The sequence below is a fragment of the Vibrio sp. ZOR0018 genome, from assembly GCF_963865925.1.
Taxonomy (GTDB): Bacteria; Pseudomonadota; Gammaproteobacteria; order Enterobacterales; family Vibrionaceae; genus Vibrio; species Vibrio anguillarum.
Genome location: NZ_CAWMCN010000096.1, coordinates 1 through 17,293, shown reverse-complemented (window position 1 = coordinate 17,293; position 17,293 = coordinate 1). Strand labels below are relative to the sequence as shown.

General features: G+C 43.6%; 13 protein-coding genes and 1 riboswitch. Of the genes, 10 read left to right on the top strand and 3 right to left on the bottom strand.

Translation table 11 applies throughout. The features are described from left to right. Window positions 1–104: 104 nt before the first annotated feature. The gene (locus AACR75_RS05410) at window positions 105–941 is read left to right on the top strand and encodes a MurR/RpiR family transcriptional regulator (protein WP_017047605.1); all 837 of its coding nucleotides are present in this window, start codon (window positions 105–107) and stop codon (window positions 939–941) included. Between the two features lie 76 nt (window positions 942–1,017). Here AACR75_RS05410 and iolB read toward each other — a convergent pair whose 3' ends face one another. Beyond that, complete coding sequence (gene iolB / locus AACR75_RS05405) at window positions 1,018–1,842, bottom strand: 5-deoxy-glucuronate isomerase (protein WP_026027990.1); 825 nt, start codon at window positions 1,840–1,842, stop codon at window positions 1,018–1,020. Window positions 1,843–2,091: 249 nt separating this feature from the next. On the opposite strand from iolB, the gene iolD reads away from it, so the two are divergent. The 6 genes from iolD to AACR75_RS05375 all read left to right on the top strand — a co-directional run bounded on the left by iolD (window position 2,092) and on the right by AACR75_RS05375 (window position 11,800). Further along, the gene (gene iolD / locus AACR75_RS05400; protein ID WP_017047607.1) at window positions 2,092–4,140 is read left to right on the top strand and encodes a 3D-(3,5/4)-trihydroxycyclohexane-1,2-dione acylhydrolase (decyclizing); all 2,049 of its coding nucleotides are present in this window, start codon (window positions 2,092–2,094) and stop codon (window positions 4,138–4,140) included. Between the two features lie 351 nt (window positions 4,141–4,491). Further along, the gene (locus AACR75_RS05395; RefSeq protein WP_197056794.1) at window positions 4,492–6,411 is read left to right on the top strand and encodes a bifunctional 5-dehydro-2-deoxygluconokinase/5-dehydro-2-deoxyphosphogluconate aldolase; all 1,920 of its coding nucleotides are present in this window, start codon (window positions 4,492–4,494) and stop codon (window positions 6,409–6,411) included. Window positions 6,412–6,432: 21 nt separating this feature from the next. Continuing rightward, window positions 6,433–7,323, top strand: a complete 891-nt coding sequence (iolE, locus tag AACR75_RS05390) for a myo-inosose-2 dehydratase (protein WP_026027993.1) — start codon at window positions 6,433–6,435, stop codon at window positions 7,321–7,323. 82 nt (window positions 7,324–7,405) lie between these two features. Next, window positions 7,406–8,182, top strand: a complete 777-nt coding sequence (locus AACR75_RS05385; RefSeq protein WP_013856824.1) for a sulfite exporter TauE/SafE family protein — start codon at window positions 7,406–7,408, stop codon at window positions 8,180–8,182. 246 nt (window positions 8,183–8,428) lie between these two features. Then, window positions 8,429–9,940 carry a CoA-acylating methylmalonate-semialdehyde dehydrogenase gene (locus AACR75_RS05380; RefSeq protein ID WP_026027994.1) on the top strand — a complete coding sequence of 504 codons (1,512 nt, stop codon included), beginning with the start codon at window positions 8,429–8,431 and terminating at the stop codon, window positions 9,938–9,940. Window positions 9,941–10,624: 684 nt separating this feature from the next. Next, window positions 10,625–11,800, top strand: a complete 1,176-nt coding sequence (locus AACR75_RS05375; RefSeq protein ID WP_013856829.1) for a Gfo/Idh/MocA family protein — start codon at window positions 10,625–10,627, stop codon at window positions 11,798–11,800. 92 nt (window positions 11,801–11,892) lie between these two features. On the opposite strand, the gene AACR75_RS05370 is transcribed toward AACR75_RS05375, so the two are convergent. Continuing rightward, window positions 11,893–13,374 carry a carboxypeptidase M32 gene (locus AACR75_RS05370; protein WP_047689069.1) on the bottom strand — a complete coding sequence of 494 codons (1,482 nt, stop codon included), beginning with the start codon at window positions 13,372–13,374 and terminating at the stop codon, window positions 11,893–11,895. A gap of 220 nt (window positions 13,375–13,594) precedes the next feature. Here AACR75_RS05370 and AACR75_RS05365 point away from each other — a divergent pair, with 220 nt between their 5' ends. After that, entirely contained in the window at window positions 13,595–14,233 is a 639-nt protein-coding gene (locus AACR75_RS05365; RefSeq protein WP_017044740.1) for a LysE family translocator, read from the top strand. Between the two features lie 67 nt (window positions 14,234–14,300). Here AACR75_RS05365 and AACR75_RS05360 read toward each other — a convergent pair whose 3' ends face one another. Further along, window positions 14,301–15,680 carry an alanine/glycine:cation symporter family protein gene (locus tag AACR75_RS05360; RefSeq protein ID WP_047689066.1) on the bottom strand — a complete coding sequence of 460 codons (1,380 nt, stop codon included), beginning with the start codon at window positions 15,678–15,680 and terminating at the stop codon, window positions 14,301–14,303. 123 nt (window positions 15,681–15,803) lie between these two features. Beyond that, window positions 15,804–15,897, bottom strand: a riboswitch (glycine riboswitch). Between the two features lie 358 nt (window positions 15,898–16,255). Between AACR75_RS05360 and AACR75_RS05355 the strand changes: the two genes are divergently transcribed. Both AACR75_RS05355 and AACR75_RS05350 read left to right on the top strand, forming a co-directional pair. Beyond that, window positions 16,256–16,414, top strand: coding sequence for a hypothetical protein (locus tag AACR75_RS05355; RefSeq protein ID WP_010319274.1), 159 nt, complete (start codon window positions 16,256–16,258; stop codon window positions 16,412–16,414). 19 nt (window positions 16,415–16,433) lie between these two features. Next, window positions 16,434–17,168 (top strand): hypothetical protein, encoded by a 735-nt coding sequence (locus AACR75_RS05350; protein WP_013856842.1) that lies wholly within the window; start codon window positions 16,434–16,436, stop codon window positions 17,166–17,168. Window positions 17,169–17,293: the final 125 nt, after the last annotated feature.

Below are 17,293 nucleotides of genomic sequence, written 5' to 3'. Positions count from 1 at the left end.
GATTGGTCTAAATTTTTTACTTTATTCGTATAAAAACAGAAAAAAAATTTCATTATTGTTTTATTTTGAATAAGATTGTCTAAAAGAGATGATGGAGTGTTGGGATGTTATCGGCAACAACCTTAAGTGAATTAGAAGATCAAATCCGTACTCGTTATGGTGAGCTCAGCAAAAGATTGCAACAAGTGGCTGCTTATGTCTTAGATAATAAAAACAGTGTTGCTTTTGAAACGGTTTCCGCTATTGCTGAGCAAGCGAATGTTCCACCGTCAACCTTGATCCGCTTTGCCAATGCGTTTGGTTACAGTGGCTTCAATGAAATGAAACAACTATTTCGCAGTAATTTATTAGAAGAGACGTCCAGCTATACGGATCGTGTTCGGTTATTGAAAGAAATGGAAGGGGATACCACGCCACCAGAACGCCCGATGGATATTCTACAAGAGTTTGCACGAGCAAATAGCAATGCTATGCATCAGTTAGCGGCGCAAACCCCGGTTGAATATTTGGATAGCGCGGTTGAGATTCTCGCTCAGGCAAAGAATATCTATGTGGTGGGTTTAGGTCGTTCATTTTCTGTTTCATCGTATCTTGTTTATGCATTGCGTCACTTAAACAAGCGTGCTTTCCTCATTGATGGATTGGGGGGCATGTTTAAAGAGCAGATGAGTACCATTGAAGAAAATGATGTATTGATTGTGATTAGCTTCTCACCCTATGCAAAAGAAACGACCACAATCAGTGAATCATTAGTTGGTTCTGCGATTCAACAAATTATCATTACCGATAGTCAAATTAGCCCATTAGCCTCATCGAGTGATGTCTGTTTTGTGGTGAAAGAAGCAAAGGTGGATGCATTTCGCTCTCAAGCCGCTTCCTTGTGTTTAGCTCAAACTCTTGCTGTATCGCTCGCTTTTCATGATTCTGCAAACAAAGAGTAAGTAGCGGATTTATCCTTAGCATAAAAAACGTCAGCAATCAGTGCTGACGTTTTTATATAACAATCAAAATATCCAACTAAGCATGTTTGGCCTTATAAACCGGACCATTGACCCATTCATGGTCTGGCTCCCAAGTGAAGCACCATTTTCTTGAAGGGCCAGCCATGACATTTAAGTAATAGTTATCGTAACCGGCAATGGTCGCTACAGGGTGATAACCTTTTGGTGCTTTGACCACATCTTTATCATAAACCGCCATCGATTCATCTAAAGATCGATCATCGGTATAAACACGCTGCAAGCAGAAACCTTGGCTAGGGTTAAGGCGATGGTAGTAAGTTTCTTCTAAATACGTTTCATGAGGTTCGTTAGATTGATCGTGCTTATGGCTTGGATAGGAACTAGTGCAACCTTCATCAGTAAAGACTTCCACGACCAATAAGCTATCTGCGGGTACATCATCAGGTAATATGTTATGTACATAGCGTCGGTTATTACCTTGGCCTCGTGCTTCAGCTTGGATATCTTTTGGTGTAATTAACCGAGTGGCATAGGTTCCTTTCCCCGGTGCTTTACAGACGGCCAATTCTAGTGGCGTTAATGCTTCAACCTCACAACCTTCCTGAGCGGAAACATAAACAGCGTATGGTTTTTTTCGCTCAAAAGGAGTCATCCGTTCGCCGATGTTTTCAAAAATCGCTGTTTCTGTTCTTATGCTTGCTTTGCCCGTGACCAGAACTAAGCAAAGTTCATTACTTGATGCAGGTAGAACCAGTTTTTGCCCTGTTTTCAATTCATAAACTTCAAATCCGACATATTCCCAGCCTGCATTTTCAGGGGTTATTTTTTGCGTACACCCTATTTTATCTGGCGCTTTATACTTTGATAATAGTGTAGACATGCGATGTTCCTCAGTGGTTAGCAAGCCCATTTCTCCAGCGTATTCACGTTATCTAGGTGTGGTTTGTTCTTCATGACTTGCTTCTGGTTGAAATGAGTTTAAGTTTTCAATTATTCATGTTATGAAATAAATATTTCAATTTCAAGGTGAGTTCATGAGAAAAACTCGGCGACATTAAGAAATTTACGTTTAATTTTGACAATTGTACTCCGATCACAAAAGTCAAATTTATTCCAAATATAAATTGAAATGAAATTTATATTTCATATAGTAATTTCAAGAAATAACAGGATTGCGGTAAGTCACGAGAACAGTGATGGAACAGTATCAATGCTTCTCTTAGCGAATTTTGGAGATGATCGGGTGATGAAGACAATAAGAATGACAACAGCGCAGGCGCTGGTCAAATTTATGAACCAACAATACGTTGAGTTTGATGGTCAGCAGCATAAGTTTATTCATGGTGTACTAACGATTTTTGGTCATGGCAATGTAGTAGGGCTTGGGCAAGCGTTGGAACAAGATTCAGGCGATTTGATTGTTCACCAAGGGTGTAATGAACAAGGAATGGCGCATATTGCAATGGGGTTTGCTAAACAGCATAAACGCAAGAAAATTTATGCTGTGACTTCATCCGTTGGCCCCGGTGCTGCCAATATGATCACCGCGGCAGCAACGGCAACCGCAAACCGAATTCCTGTACTCTTCTTACCGGGTGACATTTTTGCTTGTCGGCAACCAGATCCGGTGCTTCAACAAGTTGAGCAATATTATGATGCTTCAATCAGCACCAATGATTGCTTTAAACCCGTTTCTCGTTATTGGGATCGTATCAATCGCCCTGAGCAATTGATGTCTGCGATGATTCATGCAATGCGCGTTTTGACCGACCCTGCTGATACAGGAGCCGTCACCATCTGTTTACCCCAAGACGTACAAGGGGAAGCGTATGATTTCCCAGAATATTTCTTTAAAAAAAGAGTGCATCGTATTGATCGCCGACCCGCGACTGACGCCATGATCGATGAGGCGGTTCGCTTAATCATGACGAAGAAAAAACCACTACTTATCTGTGGCGGTGGGGTTCGATATTCAGAAGCTCACGAAGCATTTCGTCAATTTGCCGAAACCTTCCATATTCCTTTTGGTGAAACACAGGCAGGAAAAAGCGCCATTGTGTATGATCATGCCCTTAATTTAGGTGGCATTGGTACCACGGGCGGTTTGGCTGCTAACCTCATTGCGAAAGAAGCCGACTTGGTGATTGGGGTAGGTACCCGATTTACCGATTTTACCACGGCTTCTAAATCATTATTTCAACATCCCGATGTCGATTTTTTAACCATCAATGTGTCTGAATTTGATGCCTGTAAGCTTGATGCTACTGCGGTGGTCGCGGATGCAAAGTCAGCCCTTGGGGCGATGGCAAGCCACTTAATTCAGGCTGGCTACACCAGTGGTTACCAAAATGAGATCAAACAAGTGAAAGCACTGTGGCGAGAAGAAGTTGCGCGTTTGTTTGCTACACAAATTGGGCAAGAATACCAACCTGAGGTGGAAGGACATTTTGATGATGAATTGCGTGAGTATCGAGAAGCTCTCAATACTGAGTTAACGCAAACCCGTGTTTTAGGTTTATTGGATCAACACTTAGAAGATGATGCGATTGTGGTCGGGGCTGCAGGTTCGTTACCGGGTGATTTACAACGGCTATGGCAACCGAAAGTACCTGATACCTACCATATGGAATATGGTTTCTCATGTATGGGATATGAAATTGGGGCAGCCGTGGGGGCGAAGATCGCTTGTCCTGATCAACCCGTTTATACCTTATTAGGTGATGGCTCTTACATGATGCTGCATTCTGAATTACAAACCTCTATTCAAGAAGGGGTGAAGATCAACGTAATTTTGTTTGATAATGCCGCTTTTGGGTGTATCAATAACTTGCAAATGAGTCAAGGGATGGGCAGCTTTGGAACGGAAAACCGCTTTCGAGATCCGAAGACAAACACGTTGACCGGGCCATTAGTTCCGGTGGATTTTGCTATGAACGCCGAAAGTTATGGATGTCGAGCCTATCGAGTTTACAATGAAGAGCAACTGATTGGTGCGCTTGAAGAGGCAAAAAAACAGACGGTATCGACCCTGATTGATATCAAAGTGTTACCCAAAACCATGACTCACGGTTATGAAGCTTGGTGGCGTTGTGGTACTGCTCAAGTGGCAGATAAACCAGAGATTGAGCAAGCCGCGAATGACATTAAGCAAGTATTAACGACAGCCCGTCAGTATTAAACGGATAACACGAAACCACCCCCCGATTTCCCACCATGAAATGTGGTGGGCTTTTTCACTTCCACTTTTCTTTTTGGCTCCTGCCTACGTTAAATCTTTCTATCTTATTGTTTTATCAATTCTTTTTTATTTTGAAATATTAATTCTATTTTTAAATATTTATAAATCAAAATTCCATCACGATCACAGAATGAAATATTACGGTAATTTGCTATTGAAAGTGAAATAAACATTCCGTATAAGTGATATTGTGAAATGATTGTGCAATAGATTGTAACACGGCAAGAACTGTCTTATCCCCCTAAGGGGAAAGAGGACTTGTTTAGCACTGAGGTACTTAAGGAGCGAACGGTGAGTACAGAAAAGAATTTAGATGTGATTTGCATGGGACGAATTGCGGTTGATCTTTATGGACAGCAAATCGGTGCCCGCTTAGAAGATATGAGCTCTTTTAGTAAATATTTGGGTGGTTCATCGGGTAACGTGGCTTATGGTACCGCAGTTCAGGGGCTAAAATCCTCCATGCTGGCCCGGGTTGGTGACGAACACATGGGCCGTTTTTTACGTGAAGAACTACAACGAGTCGGCTGTGACACCAGCCATTTACTGACAGATAAAGATCGACTAACTGGGCTTGTGATCCTCGGTATTAAAGATGAAGAAACCTTCCCACTGATTTTCTATCGTGAAAACTGCGCTGATATGGCGATCAGCAAGGAAGATTTCAGTGAAGAGTACATTGCCTCTGCACGTTGTTTGGCAATCACCGGAACGCATCTTTCTCACCCTAAAACACGAGAAGCGGTGTTGACGGCATTGAAATATGCTCGTCGCAATGGTGTTAAAACTGCCTTAGATATTGATTATCGGCCGGTGTTGTGGGGGCTCACCTCTTTAGGCGATGGTGAAACTCGTTTTATTGAATCAGAAAAAGTTACCGAGCAACTGCAAGAGGTATTAGGTCTTTTTGACCTGATAGTTGGGACTGAAGAAGAGTTTCATATCTGCGGCGGTTCAACGGATACCATTCAAGCGTTAAAAGCCGTTCGTGAAGTTTCTCAGGCTGAGTTGGTGTGTAAACGAGGGGCGTTAGGTTGCTCCGTATTTACGGATGTTATTCCCGAAACTCTTGATCAAGGAATCACCGTTTATGGCGTTCGAGTGGATGTGTTGAACGTATTAGGAGCAGGCGATGCCTTTATGTCGGGCTTATTGCGTGGCTACTTAAATGGTGAAGGTTGGGAAAAAGCGTGTGCTTATGCCAATGCTTGTGGCGCGTTAGTGGTTTCTCGTCATGGCTGTGCTCCAGCGATGCCAACGAAAGCCGAACTGGACAATTACTTACTACGGGCTCAGCAAGTGAAGCGTCCTGATCTCGATAGTGAGCTTAATCATCTCCATCGTGTCACCACGCGAAAATCCTCAACACGAGATGAGCTCTGTGTGATGGCGTTTGATCACCGAATCCAATTTATTGATATGGCACGCCAAGTTGGAGCGGACATTGCTCGTATTAAACCACTGAAGAAACTGATTTTACAAGCAAGCCGAGAAGTCGCCGTTGAAGCGGGATTGGAAAAAGGCCAAGCCGGATTATTGTGTGATAGTTCCTTTGGTCAAGATGTATTAAATGCTATTACTGGACAGGGCTGGTGGATTGCACGACCAATTGAATTACCGGGTTCACGTCCGTTGAAACTAGAGCATGGCAATATTGGCTCACAACTCGTCAGTTGGCCGCTTGAACATATCGTGAAATGTCTGGTGTTCTTTAACCCAGAAGATGATCACACGGTGCGTTTACAACAAGAACATCAAATTCAAGAAGTGTATCAAGCCTGTTGCCAATCTGGGGGGCATGAGCTGTTACTCGAAGTGATTTTACCCGCAGGCATTGAAAAAGAAGATGCCCTCTATCTACGAGCGATGAAACGCTTTTATAACCTAGGCATAAAACCAGATTGGTGGAAGCTTCCTCCATTAGATAAAGCGAGCTGGCAGGCGATCTCGACGTTGATTGAAGAACGAGACGCTTATTGTCAAGGAGTCGTTATTTTGGGCTTAGATGCTTCGCAAGCAGAATTACAGCATAGTTTTTCACAAACAGCAGGACAAAACATCGTGAAAGGGTTTGCTGTTGGTCGCACGTTATTTGGAGAGCCCTCACGTGCGTGGTTAGCCGGTCAAATGGATGACCAAACTCTGATTCATGCCGTGAAAGAAAATTATCACAACTTAATCACACTATGGCGTCAACGCGGCGAAAAATAGTGCAATAAAAGGAGACTTTTGATGAGTGTTCAACTAGGTATTAACCCACTCACGTGGACTAATGACGATATGCCAACACTGGGAGCCGAAACATCGCTAGAAACCTGTTTAAGTGAAGGAAAACAAGCAGGGTTTGCAGGTTTTGAGCTGGGGAATAAATTTCCACGTCAGGCGAGTGTGTTAGGCCCAATTCTCGCTAACCATGATCTGAAACTGGTCTCTGGTTGGTATTCCATGGAACTCTTGACTCGTAGTGTGGAAGAGGAAATTGAAGCGGTACAAGAACACCTGACCTTATTGCGTGAACTTGGCGCAACAGTGATGGTCGCTTGTGAAGTGACAAACTGTATTCATGGTGCAAAAGAGACACCGGTTCACTTACGCCCTCTGTTTCCCGCTGATCGTTGGGAAGAGTATGGTCGTAAGCTAACAGAGTTTGCTCAATACACACAAAGTCAAGGTGTCCAGATCGCTTACCACCATCATATGGGAACGGTGATTGAAACCGCGCAAGATATTGATAACTTGATGAAGAACACTGGTCCTGAAGTTGGCTTACTATTAGACACTGGTCATCTGACGTTTGCAGGCGAAGATCCGGTAAAAGTTGCGCAATGCTGGGCTGAGCGAATTAACCATGTGCATTGCAAAGACATTCGAAAAGACGTACTTGCCGATGTGAAAAATCGCAAATTAAGCTTCTTGGATTCTGTTCTAGAAGGTGTTTACACCGTACCGGGTGATGGTTGTATTGATTACCCCGCGGTATTTAATGTGCTGAAAACGGTCAATTATACAGGGTGGCTTGTGGTTGAAGCTGAGCAAGATCCTGCGATTGCTCACCCGTTGACTTATGCCACATTGGGCTACAACAACTTATCTAAATTTGCCAAAGAAGCTGGGCTTTTATAGCGCCAATTCTTTGAGTAAATAGCTAACCGCTTATTCCTGATAGCGCCTTTTTAGGCGCTTTTTTAGCAAAAAAGAGCACAGAATGATCATCAGCGATCCGTGGTTTTATGTGACCGCTATTCCTGCGGTACTGATTTTTGGTATTGGTAAAGGCGGGTTAGGCGGCGCGTTAGGTGTTGTTGCCGTTCCTTTGATGTCTTTGAGCGTCTCGTCCACACAGGCGGCAGCGATTCTATTACCAATTTTATGTGTGATGGATGGGTTTGCCGTGAAACAACATTATAGGCATGTTGATACAATGCTGCTGCGTAAAATGTTACCGGGAGCAGTATTGGGAGTTGCAATTGCCGGAATGGTAATGTCGTACAGTTCAGAAAATTGGCTGAAAATAGTGGTAGGCAGCTTATGCTTGCTCTTTTGTGGGCACTATTTTTTTACGCTGTTTGTGATGGGGAAAAAGAAGCTGAATCCCACCTCAAAATACGATCGTTTATTGGCTTTTTTCTGGTCAGGGCTAAGTGGTTTTTCTAGCACAACCATACATGCCGGTGGTGGTCCTGCGAGCATCTATTTGCTGCCACTCAAATTAGACAAAGTGACCCTAATTGCAACTATGGCGGTTTTTTTTTCTGTAGTGAATGTATTTAAATTGTTTCCTTTTTATCTGCTTGGTCAATTTGACAGCTCGAATTTAATGACAGCCCTTATTTTGATACCACTTGCGCCAATCGGCGTGAAGCTTGGGGTAGGGATTCTTTATCGTGTTAGTCAAGAAACGATCTACCATGCTTGCTATTTGCTGTTGTTCATCTCTGGGACAAAACTCTTCGCCACTGGTATCTACTCTGTTTTGGGTTAAGCTAACGGCATTTTTTATATGTACCAAATGAAATTAATATTTCACTAAAACTCGATGATCTTGGCTACTTACGGTTAAATTCAAATAATGCCGCATAAAAACGAAATATAAAAATCATATTAATTGAAAATGAAATTTTAATTCTATATGATGGGTTGTCGTTAGGACAGTTCAAAGAAGTACGGAATACGTAGTGACAGCAAAAGAATAATGATCTTCCAGTCAAGACAGCCGAAGGAGAAAACGATGGAAACGGTGCTGAATTTTATTAATGGTCAACGCAAAACAAGCCAGAGTGAGCGATTTTCTGCAATCTATAACCCTGCTACAGGTGAGCAAACCCGTCAGGTGCAATTAAGTCAAAAGGAAGATGTTATAGAAGCGATCAACGCTGCGGAAACCGCGTTTGCCTCATGGGCGAAAACCAGCCCGTTAAAACGTGCGCGGGTTATGTTTCGCTTTAAAGCGCTACTGGAACAGAATATGGTTCGCTTGGCTCGGATTATCTCTAACGAACATGGTAAAATTTATTCAGATGCGGTAGGTGAAGTGACTCGAGGACTTGAAGTGGTTGAGTTTGCTTGCGGTATTCCTCATCTACAGAAAGGGGAACACTCTGCTAATGTGGGTACGCATGTTGATAGCCATTCTTTAATGCAGCCACTCGGTGTCTGTGCTGGTATCACCCCATTTAACTTTCCGGCGATGGTGCCAATGTGGATGTTCCCCATTGCTTTGGCAACGGGAAATACCTTCATTTTAAAACCGTCAGAGAAAGATCCTAGCACAGCGTTAATTCTTGCTGAACTGCTCACCGAAGCGGGATTACCTGATGGGGTGTTTAATGTTGTGAATGGAGACAAAGAAGCGGTCGATATACTACTCACCGATCCGAGAATTCAAGCTGTCAGCTTTGTTGGCTCAACACCGATTGCCGAATATATTTATAGCACTGCCTCTGCTCATGGTAAGCGTTGCCAAGCATTAGGTGGTGCTAAAAACCACTGCATTTTGATGCCAGATGCCGATATTGATATGGCGACCAATGCGATTATGGGCGCGGCCTTTGGTGCCGCTGGAGAGCGTTGTATGGCACTTTCTGTCGCCGTAGTCGTCGGTGATGAAACGGCTGATCAATTAATTGAGCGACTACAACAAAAAATCGCCACCATGCGAGTTGGGCCCGGTTTGGTTGATAGCATAGAAAATGACATGGGGCCTGTGATCTCGGCACTGCATAAACAAAAAATTTGTGACTATATTCAATCTGGACAGGATCAGGGAGCAACCTTAGTTACCGATGGTCGAGATTGTTCAGTTGAAGGGTATAAAGCGGGCTATTTTGTTGGTCCAACGTTAATTGATTATGTTTCACCCGAAATGACTGTGTACCAAGAAGAAATTTTTGGCCCAGTGTTGTGCGTGGTACGGGTTGATAATTATCAAACCGCGTTAGAATTGATTAACCGCCATGAATACGGCAATGGTTCTGCTATTTTTACCCGCGATGGTGAAACTGCTCGCCAGTTTAGTGAAGAGGTCCATACAGGTATGGTTGGTATCAATGTGCCTATTCCAGTTCCTATGGCGTTCCACAGTTTTGGTGGCTGGAAGCGATCAATATTTGGGCCACTCAATGTCCATGGTCAAGATGGAGTGCGTTTTTATACCCGCATGAAAACCGTTACCAGCCGTTGGCCTACAAGCGTTCGGTTAGAGCAACATGCCAGCTCTTTCTCGATGCCAACGATGGATTGATTGGATTTTTTAATAGCTAAACCCCCAGCTAGGCTGGGGGTTTAGAAAAGCTTGACTCCATATTCGTCAAGCTTTTCCATTTCTGGAAGAGTTTTGATCATCTGCCGTATGCTTTTATAGCTTGGGTTTAGTGCATCTAATCCGCAATCTGCGGTCACTCTCGGTTAATTCATAGCCGATCAATGGGCTATTCTATGCCCCATACTGAACATCTTTTCATCATTAGTATCTTTCAGTTTACTGGCTGAAATTACGGGTTCTGCTTCTGGTGGGCTACGCATTGCTTTGGGTGTACTTGGCAATATTTATATTCAGCAAGCGGAACACTTAGGGAGCAGTCTAGAAGCGTTGCATCGAATTGCTTCGATTGCATGTAGTGGATTGAACTCATGATCTCACAATGATGCAGTGACTACATTGCTTAGCATTTGTGGCATGACACATCGAGATTCTTATGAAGATATTTTTGTGTGTAAGTTAGCGATTCCCATTGTTGCCACGGGAGTGATGTTGATATTTGCGACGTTTGGCGCGGTGTAATGAGCGTTGGTTTCAAATAGGGAAAATAATTCGAATAAAAATTTCAAATGATCACACATTTGGAATTTTACATTTCATTAAATGAATTCTTCGCCGTATAGTAACCGCTGAGCTATACCCAAAAATAACTAGGAGAAACAACACATGTTTAATGAAGAGCAGCGATTCGAACTCCCTATCCGCTGGGGAATGGTTGGCGGTGGACGTGGTAGTCAAATTGGATATTCACATCGAAATGCGGCTGTACGGGATGGTCTATTTACTCTTGTTGCCGGTGCTTTTGACTTAGATGCACAGCGTTGTCAAGATTTTGGGAAGCAGATTGGTCTTGATCCAGCTCGCTGTTATTCCTCCTATCAAACGTTATTTGAACAGGAAGCCAGTCGGGAAGACGGTATCCAAGCCGTATCGATTGCGACGCCGAATTCAACACATTACGAAATTTGCAAAGCAGCCCTACAAGCGGGGTTGCATGTGGTGTGTGAAAAGCCGATTACCTTCACCAGTAAAGAGGCAGAAGAACTGAAGTCTATTGCAAAAGCTAAAGATCGTATGCTCGGCGTGATGTATGGTTATACCGGTTTTCCAATGGTGCATCAGGCACGAGAAATGGTTGAACGGGGAGATCTTGGTGAAATTCGAGTGGTTACAATGCAATTTGCTCATGGTTTCCATAATATTGAACATGAAAAAGATAATCCTGGTTTGAAATGGCGAGTGAGCCCAGAAGTGTCTGGCCCTACTTATGTGATCGGTGATATTGGTACCCACGCATTTTATTTATGTGAAATGATAACTGGACTGAAAGTAGACCGTCTCTCTTGTATGCGTCAAAGCTTCATTCCATCACGGGCTCCTTTAGAAGACAATGCCCATGTGATGATGGAATTTGAGGGTGGGGCTGTTGGGACTCTTTGGGCTTCTGCTGTCAATGCAGGCTCGATGCATCAACAAAAAATTCGAATTGTAGGAGAAAAGGCGTCAATAGAGTGGTGGGATGAGCACCCTAACCAGCTGCGTTATGAAATACAAGGTGAACCTGTTCGTATTTTAGATCGAGACATGGGCTACCTATACAAAGATGTGGCTGGTGTTGCCTCTAATCGGATTGGGGGTGGACATGCGGAAGGCTATTTTGAATCATGGGCAAATCTTTATCACCGCTTTGCTTTAGTAATGAATGCGATTGATCATGGTGATAAGCAAACGGCTCAGAAGATGTGGTATCCTGGTATTGACGCCGGAATTAATGGTGTTCGACTCTGCGAAAAATGTGTGGAGTCGGCAGATAACCAGTCTAATTGGGTCGATTTTTCTTAATTTATTTAGTTCGGAGGAAGTAGACTGCCAATTAAGTTTACCACAATATACGAGCCACTTCAGGGCGGCTCGTATATAGATAAATAACCGAACTAGAGGTAACGATTTTTTAAGTGAGTCTGAAAATGTACTGGATTCAGTGTTTCCCCAGTGGCCGCCTTAACCAGTTCATCGGTAGTGAATAGACTCGCTTTACTCCAGACATTGTCAGATAACCAATTGAAAATAGGAGTTAAATTGCCTGATTTGATGACACTGTCTACATCCACCGTTTTCTTCATTGCTGCCATAAACTGGGCCGCATACATAGCACCCAGCGTGTAACTAGGGAAGTAGCCAAAGCTTCCATCTGTCCAGTGGATGTCTTGCATACAGCCGTTTTGGTCATTTCCTTGGGTAGAAAGGCCGAGGTAAGCCTGCATTTTTTGATCCCATAGCTCAGGCACATCGGTATGTTTGATATGACCATTGATCAAATCACGTTCAATTTCATAACGTAAAATGACATGCGCTGGATAAGTCAGCTCGTCGGCATCGACACGAATAAAGCCTTTTTCAGCTCGAGTGTAGATCTTCTGGAAATTCGCTTGTGCAAATACTTTATCTTCACTACCTGAAAAATAGCGGGCGGCTAGGGTGGCTAAGTGCTCAATAAAGGGTTCACTGCGCCCCATCTGCATTTCAAAAAAGAGCGATTGAGATTCATGAATACCCATCGAACGCGCTTCTCCTGCTGGTGTACCTGCAAGATGTTTAGGCAAGCCTTGCTCATAACGTGCGTGGCCCGTTTCATGGACAATGCCCATTAGAGACTGAATAAACTCCGACTCATTATAACGAGTGGTGATCCGAACATCGGTTGGAACACCGCCGCAAAAAGGGTGAACGCTTTCATCAAGGCGACCGTGTTCAAAATCAAACTGAAGCAGTTTCATGACTTCTAAGCCTAGCGCCTTTTGCTTTTCAGCAGGGTAATGGCCAGTTGGCATGATGATCTCTTCGGCGCGTTGCTTCTCTATGACTTGATCGATTAACGTTGGCAGCCAAGTTTTAACATCGCTGAAAACAGCGTCCAGTGATTGTGTTGTTGTACCCGGTTCGTAAAGATCGAGCATCGCATCATAAGGCGTTAAACCTGTAGCATCAGCGCGGATCTGCGCTTCTTGCTGTGAGAGTGTGACCACCTCAGCCCAGTTTTTCTCAAAACCGACCCAATCATTGTTTCTGCGCTGGGTACGCCAAGCATGTTCACACTTTGAACCAGCAAGAGATTTCGCTTGCACCAAAGCTTCAGGCAGTACGTTTGCCTGCTGCCAGCGGCGTTTGAGTTCACGCAGAGTTGCTTTTTGCTCCTCGTCCAATGGATCATTTTGTGCTTTATCAAACCATTCAGCCAATTGAGGTTGAGTATGTAAACTGTGAATATGGACGGATAATTGCGCCATCGCTTCCGAGCGAGCTTGAGCGCCGCCAGCAGGCATTACTGCGGCTTGATCCCAGCCACAAATAGCCGCTAAATGATTGAAATGTGAAATTTTCTTAGAATGTTGAACTAATTGATTGAATGCATCCATGGAATTAGCCTTCCGTGACGTAAAAGAGAAGTAAGTGTAGCAACCATTAAGTGTCTAACCAAGGCCATCCAAGTCAATCAAGGTGAAAGAGCGTGACCCAAACCCACAAAGCTGAGGGGATTTCATTATTTTCTTATCCAGTGAAAACTGTTAAAGACTTTATAAAAGAGGTCAGGTATAAAAAGGCAAACGATGACATTTCTTTTATACAAGGACGGGTATGTATATCCAAAACGTTGAAGCCTTTCTGATCGCAATTACTATATTAACGCTAACTCCGGGGCTAGATACGGCACTGGTGATTCGTAACACATCACGAGCAGGGTTCACTGACGGCAGCATAACAAGTTTGGGTATTTGCATGGGGCTATTTGTGCATGCGACCTTTTCCGCCGTCGGTATTTCGGCAATTTTGGCACAATCGGCCGAGCTGTTTCATGTGGTTAAAATGATTGGTGCGGCGTATTTAATTTGGCTGGGACTATCCAGCTTAAAAGCGTTGCTGAAAAATAGCCAAGGTATGCAGGTTACGGCGATTTCACACAGTGAATTTACGCTGAAGCGGTCATTGCGTGAAGGCTTTCTTTCCAATGTGTTGAACCCTAAAACGGCAGTATTTTATCTCGCATTTTTGCCGCAATTTATTAACCCAGAATATTCTCCGTTGTTGCAATCGCTTTTGATGGCTGCCATTCATTTTGTTATCGCTATGTGTTGGCAGTGCGGTTTAGCGGGCGCATTGAGTTTTGCAAAAAACTTACTCAAAAATGCGTCGTTTATGAAATGGATGGAAGGGACAACAGGCGTTGTGCTAGTCGCGCTTGGGGTGAAATTGCTACTAGAAGATGAAGCGGCTTAAGAAGTTGCTCTTTAGTCGCCTAAAGTTGCCGATAAGCATTGCCACATGCTTATCGGCTGGCAAACGATTAATGTTGGGTTTGAGCACCACGGGTAAAAGGTGCTGACTGTTTTTCAAAAAATAGCTTGGTCTCTTCAAGCACAATATGGCGTAATGCGATTAATCCGATCAGATTAGGGATAGCCATTAAACCGTTAACGATATCAGCAATAATCCAAATCATATCAAGGTGCAAGAATGCACCTGATGCCACCAAACCGATAAAAATCAGCTTATAGGGCATTACTGCTTTGGTGCCAAACAAAAACACCACGCAGCGTTCACCGTAATAGTTCCAGCCTAAAATCGTCGTAAAAGCAAAAAACATCAAACCAATGGAGACCATCATCGGGCCCAAGGTTTGCGCATTTAAGCCTACGGCAAATGCATAGGTTGTCATAGCGGCGCCAGAAAAATCACTTTGCCATGCGCCAGTTAAAATCAGCGCAAGCCCGGTCATGGTGCAAATAATGATGGTGTCAAAGAAAGTACCAGTCATTGAAATCAACCCTTGTTTTACGCAAGAGTCAGTTTTCGCTGCCGCCGCGGCCATTGGCGCGCTACCAAGACCTGATTCATTAGAAAATACACCGCGCGCAATCCCTGATTGGATCGCCAGCATGATGCTCGCTCCTAAGAAACCACCAGTAGCGGCTGTGGAAGTGAAGGCAGAAGTGATAACTAAACTGATGGCCGTGAGTAATTGATCGCTGTTGCTGATGATCACACTCAAACACGCAAGGATGTAAAAAAGGGCCATGGCAGGTACCACTTTCCCAGCCACTTTAGCAATTGATTGAATACCACCGACCGTGACAAATGCGACTAACAGCGTTAGAACCACTGCTGATATTTCGCGTGACACACCAAAAGAGATTTCAGTAGCATCTAAAATCGCGTTGACTTGTGGGAATGTACCAATGCCGAAACAAGCGACGCCGATGGCAAATAGGGCGAATAAAACCGCCAAAGTTCGCGAGCCCACGCCATATTGCAGGTAATACATCGGGCCACCAACCATTTGGCCTTTGTCATCCACTTGACGATACTTTACTGCCAGTAAACATTCAGCGTATTTGGTCGCCATACCAAACAGCGCAGCTAACCACATCCAAAATAGCGCGCCCGGCCCACCGAGCTTAATCGCTGTCGCTACGCCAACGATATTACCGGTTCCAATCGTCGCGGAAAGTGCGGTACATAAGGCGGCAAAGCTTGATACATCGCCTTGTTTACCGGTGTCTTTGTCTTTACTAAACAACATCTTAAGTGCGGTAGGTAAATGTCGAAATTGGATAAGACCGAGACGAAACGTAAAATAGATGCCTGTACCGACCAATAAAATTAAAAGTGGTGGTCCCCAGACAAAGTTGTCTATAGATTCAAGAATAGATTGCAGGTTGTTCATTAGTTCCCCTTAATAAAACGACAGTTAAGGAGAAGAGGGAAAGGGCAGTAATCTGAAAAGATCCCACAAAAAGATCACAGCAGGCCAGTGGTGAAGAAACCACACCTATTTATGATTGTAACTTTCCACTCCTCTGTCCTTTTGCCTGAGAGTTTCACCCCAAATAGGGTTTGCTCCTTCGGCGACCGATTAAACGGTTCTCTCCAGAGGTTCCTCCAACTACAGTCCTCGCCAGCTCTCATAAGAGAGAGCATTAGCACCTGAAAGATTTACTTCTTCGGCGAGCCTGTTTACTCATACTTTGAATAAACTAAGGCTACTCTCCTGCAGTCTTCATCGGAACTGATGATAAGTGCGCTTACCATCAAGGCGAGATATGTTACATAAAGCGTTTTTCAAGACAAGAAAAATTGTGCTTTTGATCTCAATTTGCTGCCGTTTGGTGGTTTGTTAACCATTTATAGACGTAAACGTTGGATGAGGGGTGAAAACTTTACGCTTGTTGTCGATTGTTCTACTTTTTTCTGACTTATCGCGTGTTATAAATGATATACACTACGTGAGAGGATAGGCTAATGACACGACTCATCACCATTATTTTATTGATCGCCATTGCTTTTATTTTTATTCGTTATCGTACCAACGAAAAGTTGCAAAAAGGTGTGGTGGTTTCTTTACTCACTGCTTTTGTCATTTATGCTGCCTCAATTGTGATTACTGAATTAACTCGCTGAGATAGATAGGAGCGAAAGAGTGAACAAACAGACGGACATTGATGCACAAGACGATGTCGTAGTGATTGAAGAACGAGACAAACGCACCTACGTCTACATCGCGTTAGCAGGGGTGTTGGGGTTAGCATTAGGTGGCTTAATCGGTTCAAGTATCACCACGAATAACTGGCAAAAAACATACCATCAGCTAGAAGAAAAATATGAACAGCTCACCCAAGATAAAAGCCAATTAGCTGAAAAAGTGCAATTAAAAGTCGCCAGTGTCGACGCTGAAGTAGCAAATAAACTTCAACAAGCATTAGAAGAGCAACAAAAGCAGTATCAACAAGAGCTGGATCAAGCGCAAAGCCAATACCAAGCGTTAATGGCAGAAAATAAAGCGCTGCAAGCGAAACTTAATACACAGGAAAATGCACTAGCGCAAGTTGAGAACAAAAATTCTAAATTAAATCGGCAAGCCGATATGCAGGCAACGATTTTTGAACGTTCACGCGAACTGTTCCAACGTGAATTGAAAATTAAGCAAGAGTTAGAAGCGCTGCAAAAAGAGAAAGAAACTTTAGTACCGAAGCTCAAAACGCTCAAAACCGATTGTGATGTCTACTTAGAAGGTAAGTCGTGGGATGCAAAATCAGACGCATGTGATAAGCAAGATGAAGCGAATTCAAGAATTAGCCAAATCGATCAGATGATCCAAGTTCACCGCATGGATTTAGAACAAATCAAAGCGCTAACGGAAAATATAGGCTTATAATTTATACCAATCCCAGACCCTGTAAATAATTCTGTGTAACTGTCAGGGTTACATGTATTGAGTGAGTCGGTCTTCGAACATAATCATAAAGCGGTTTAGAGCTTGTCGCCAGTTTCTGATCGGCA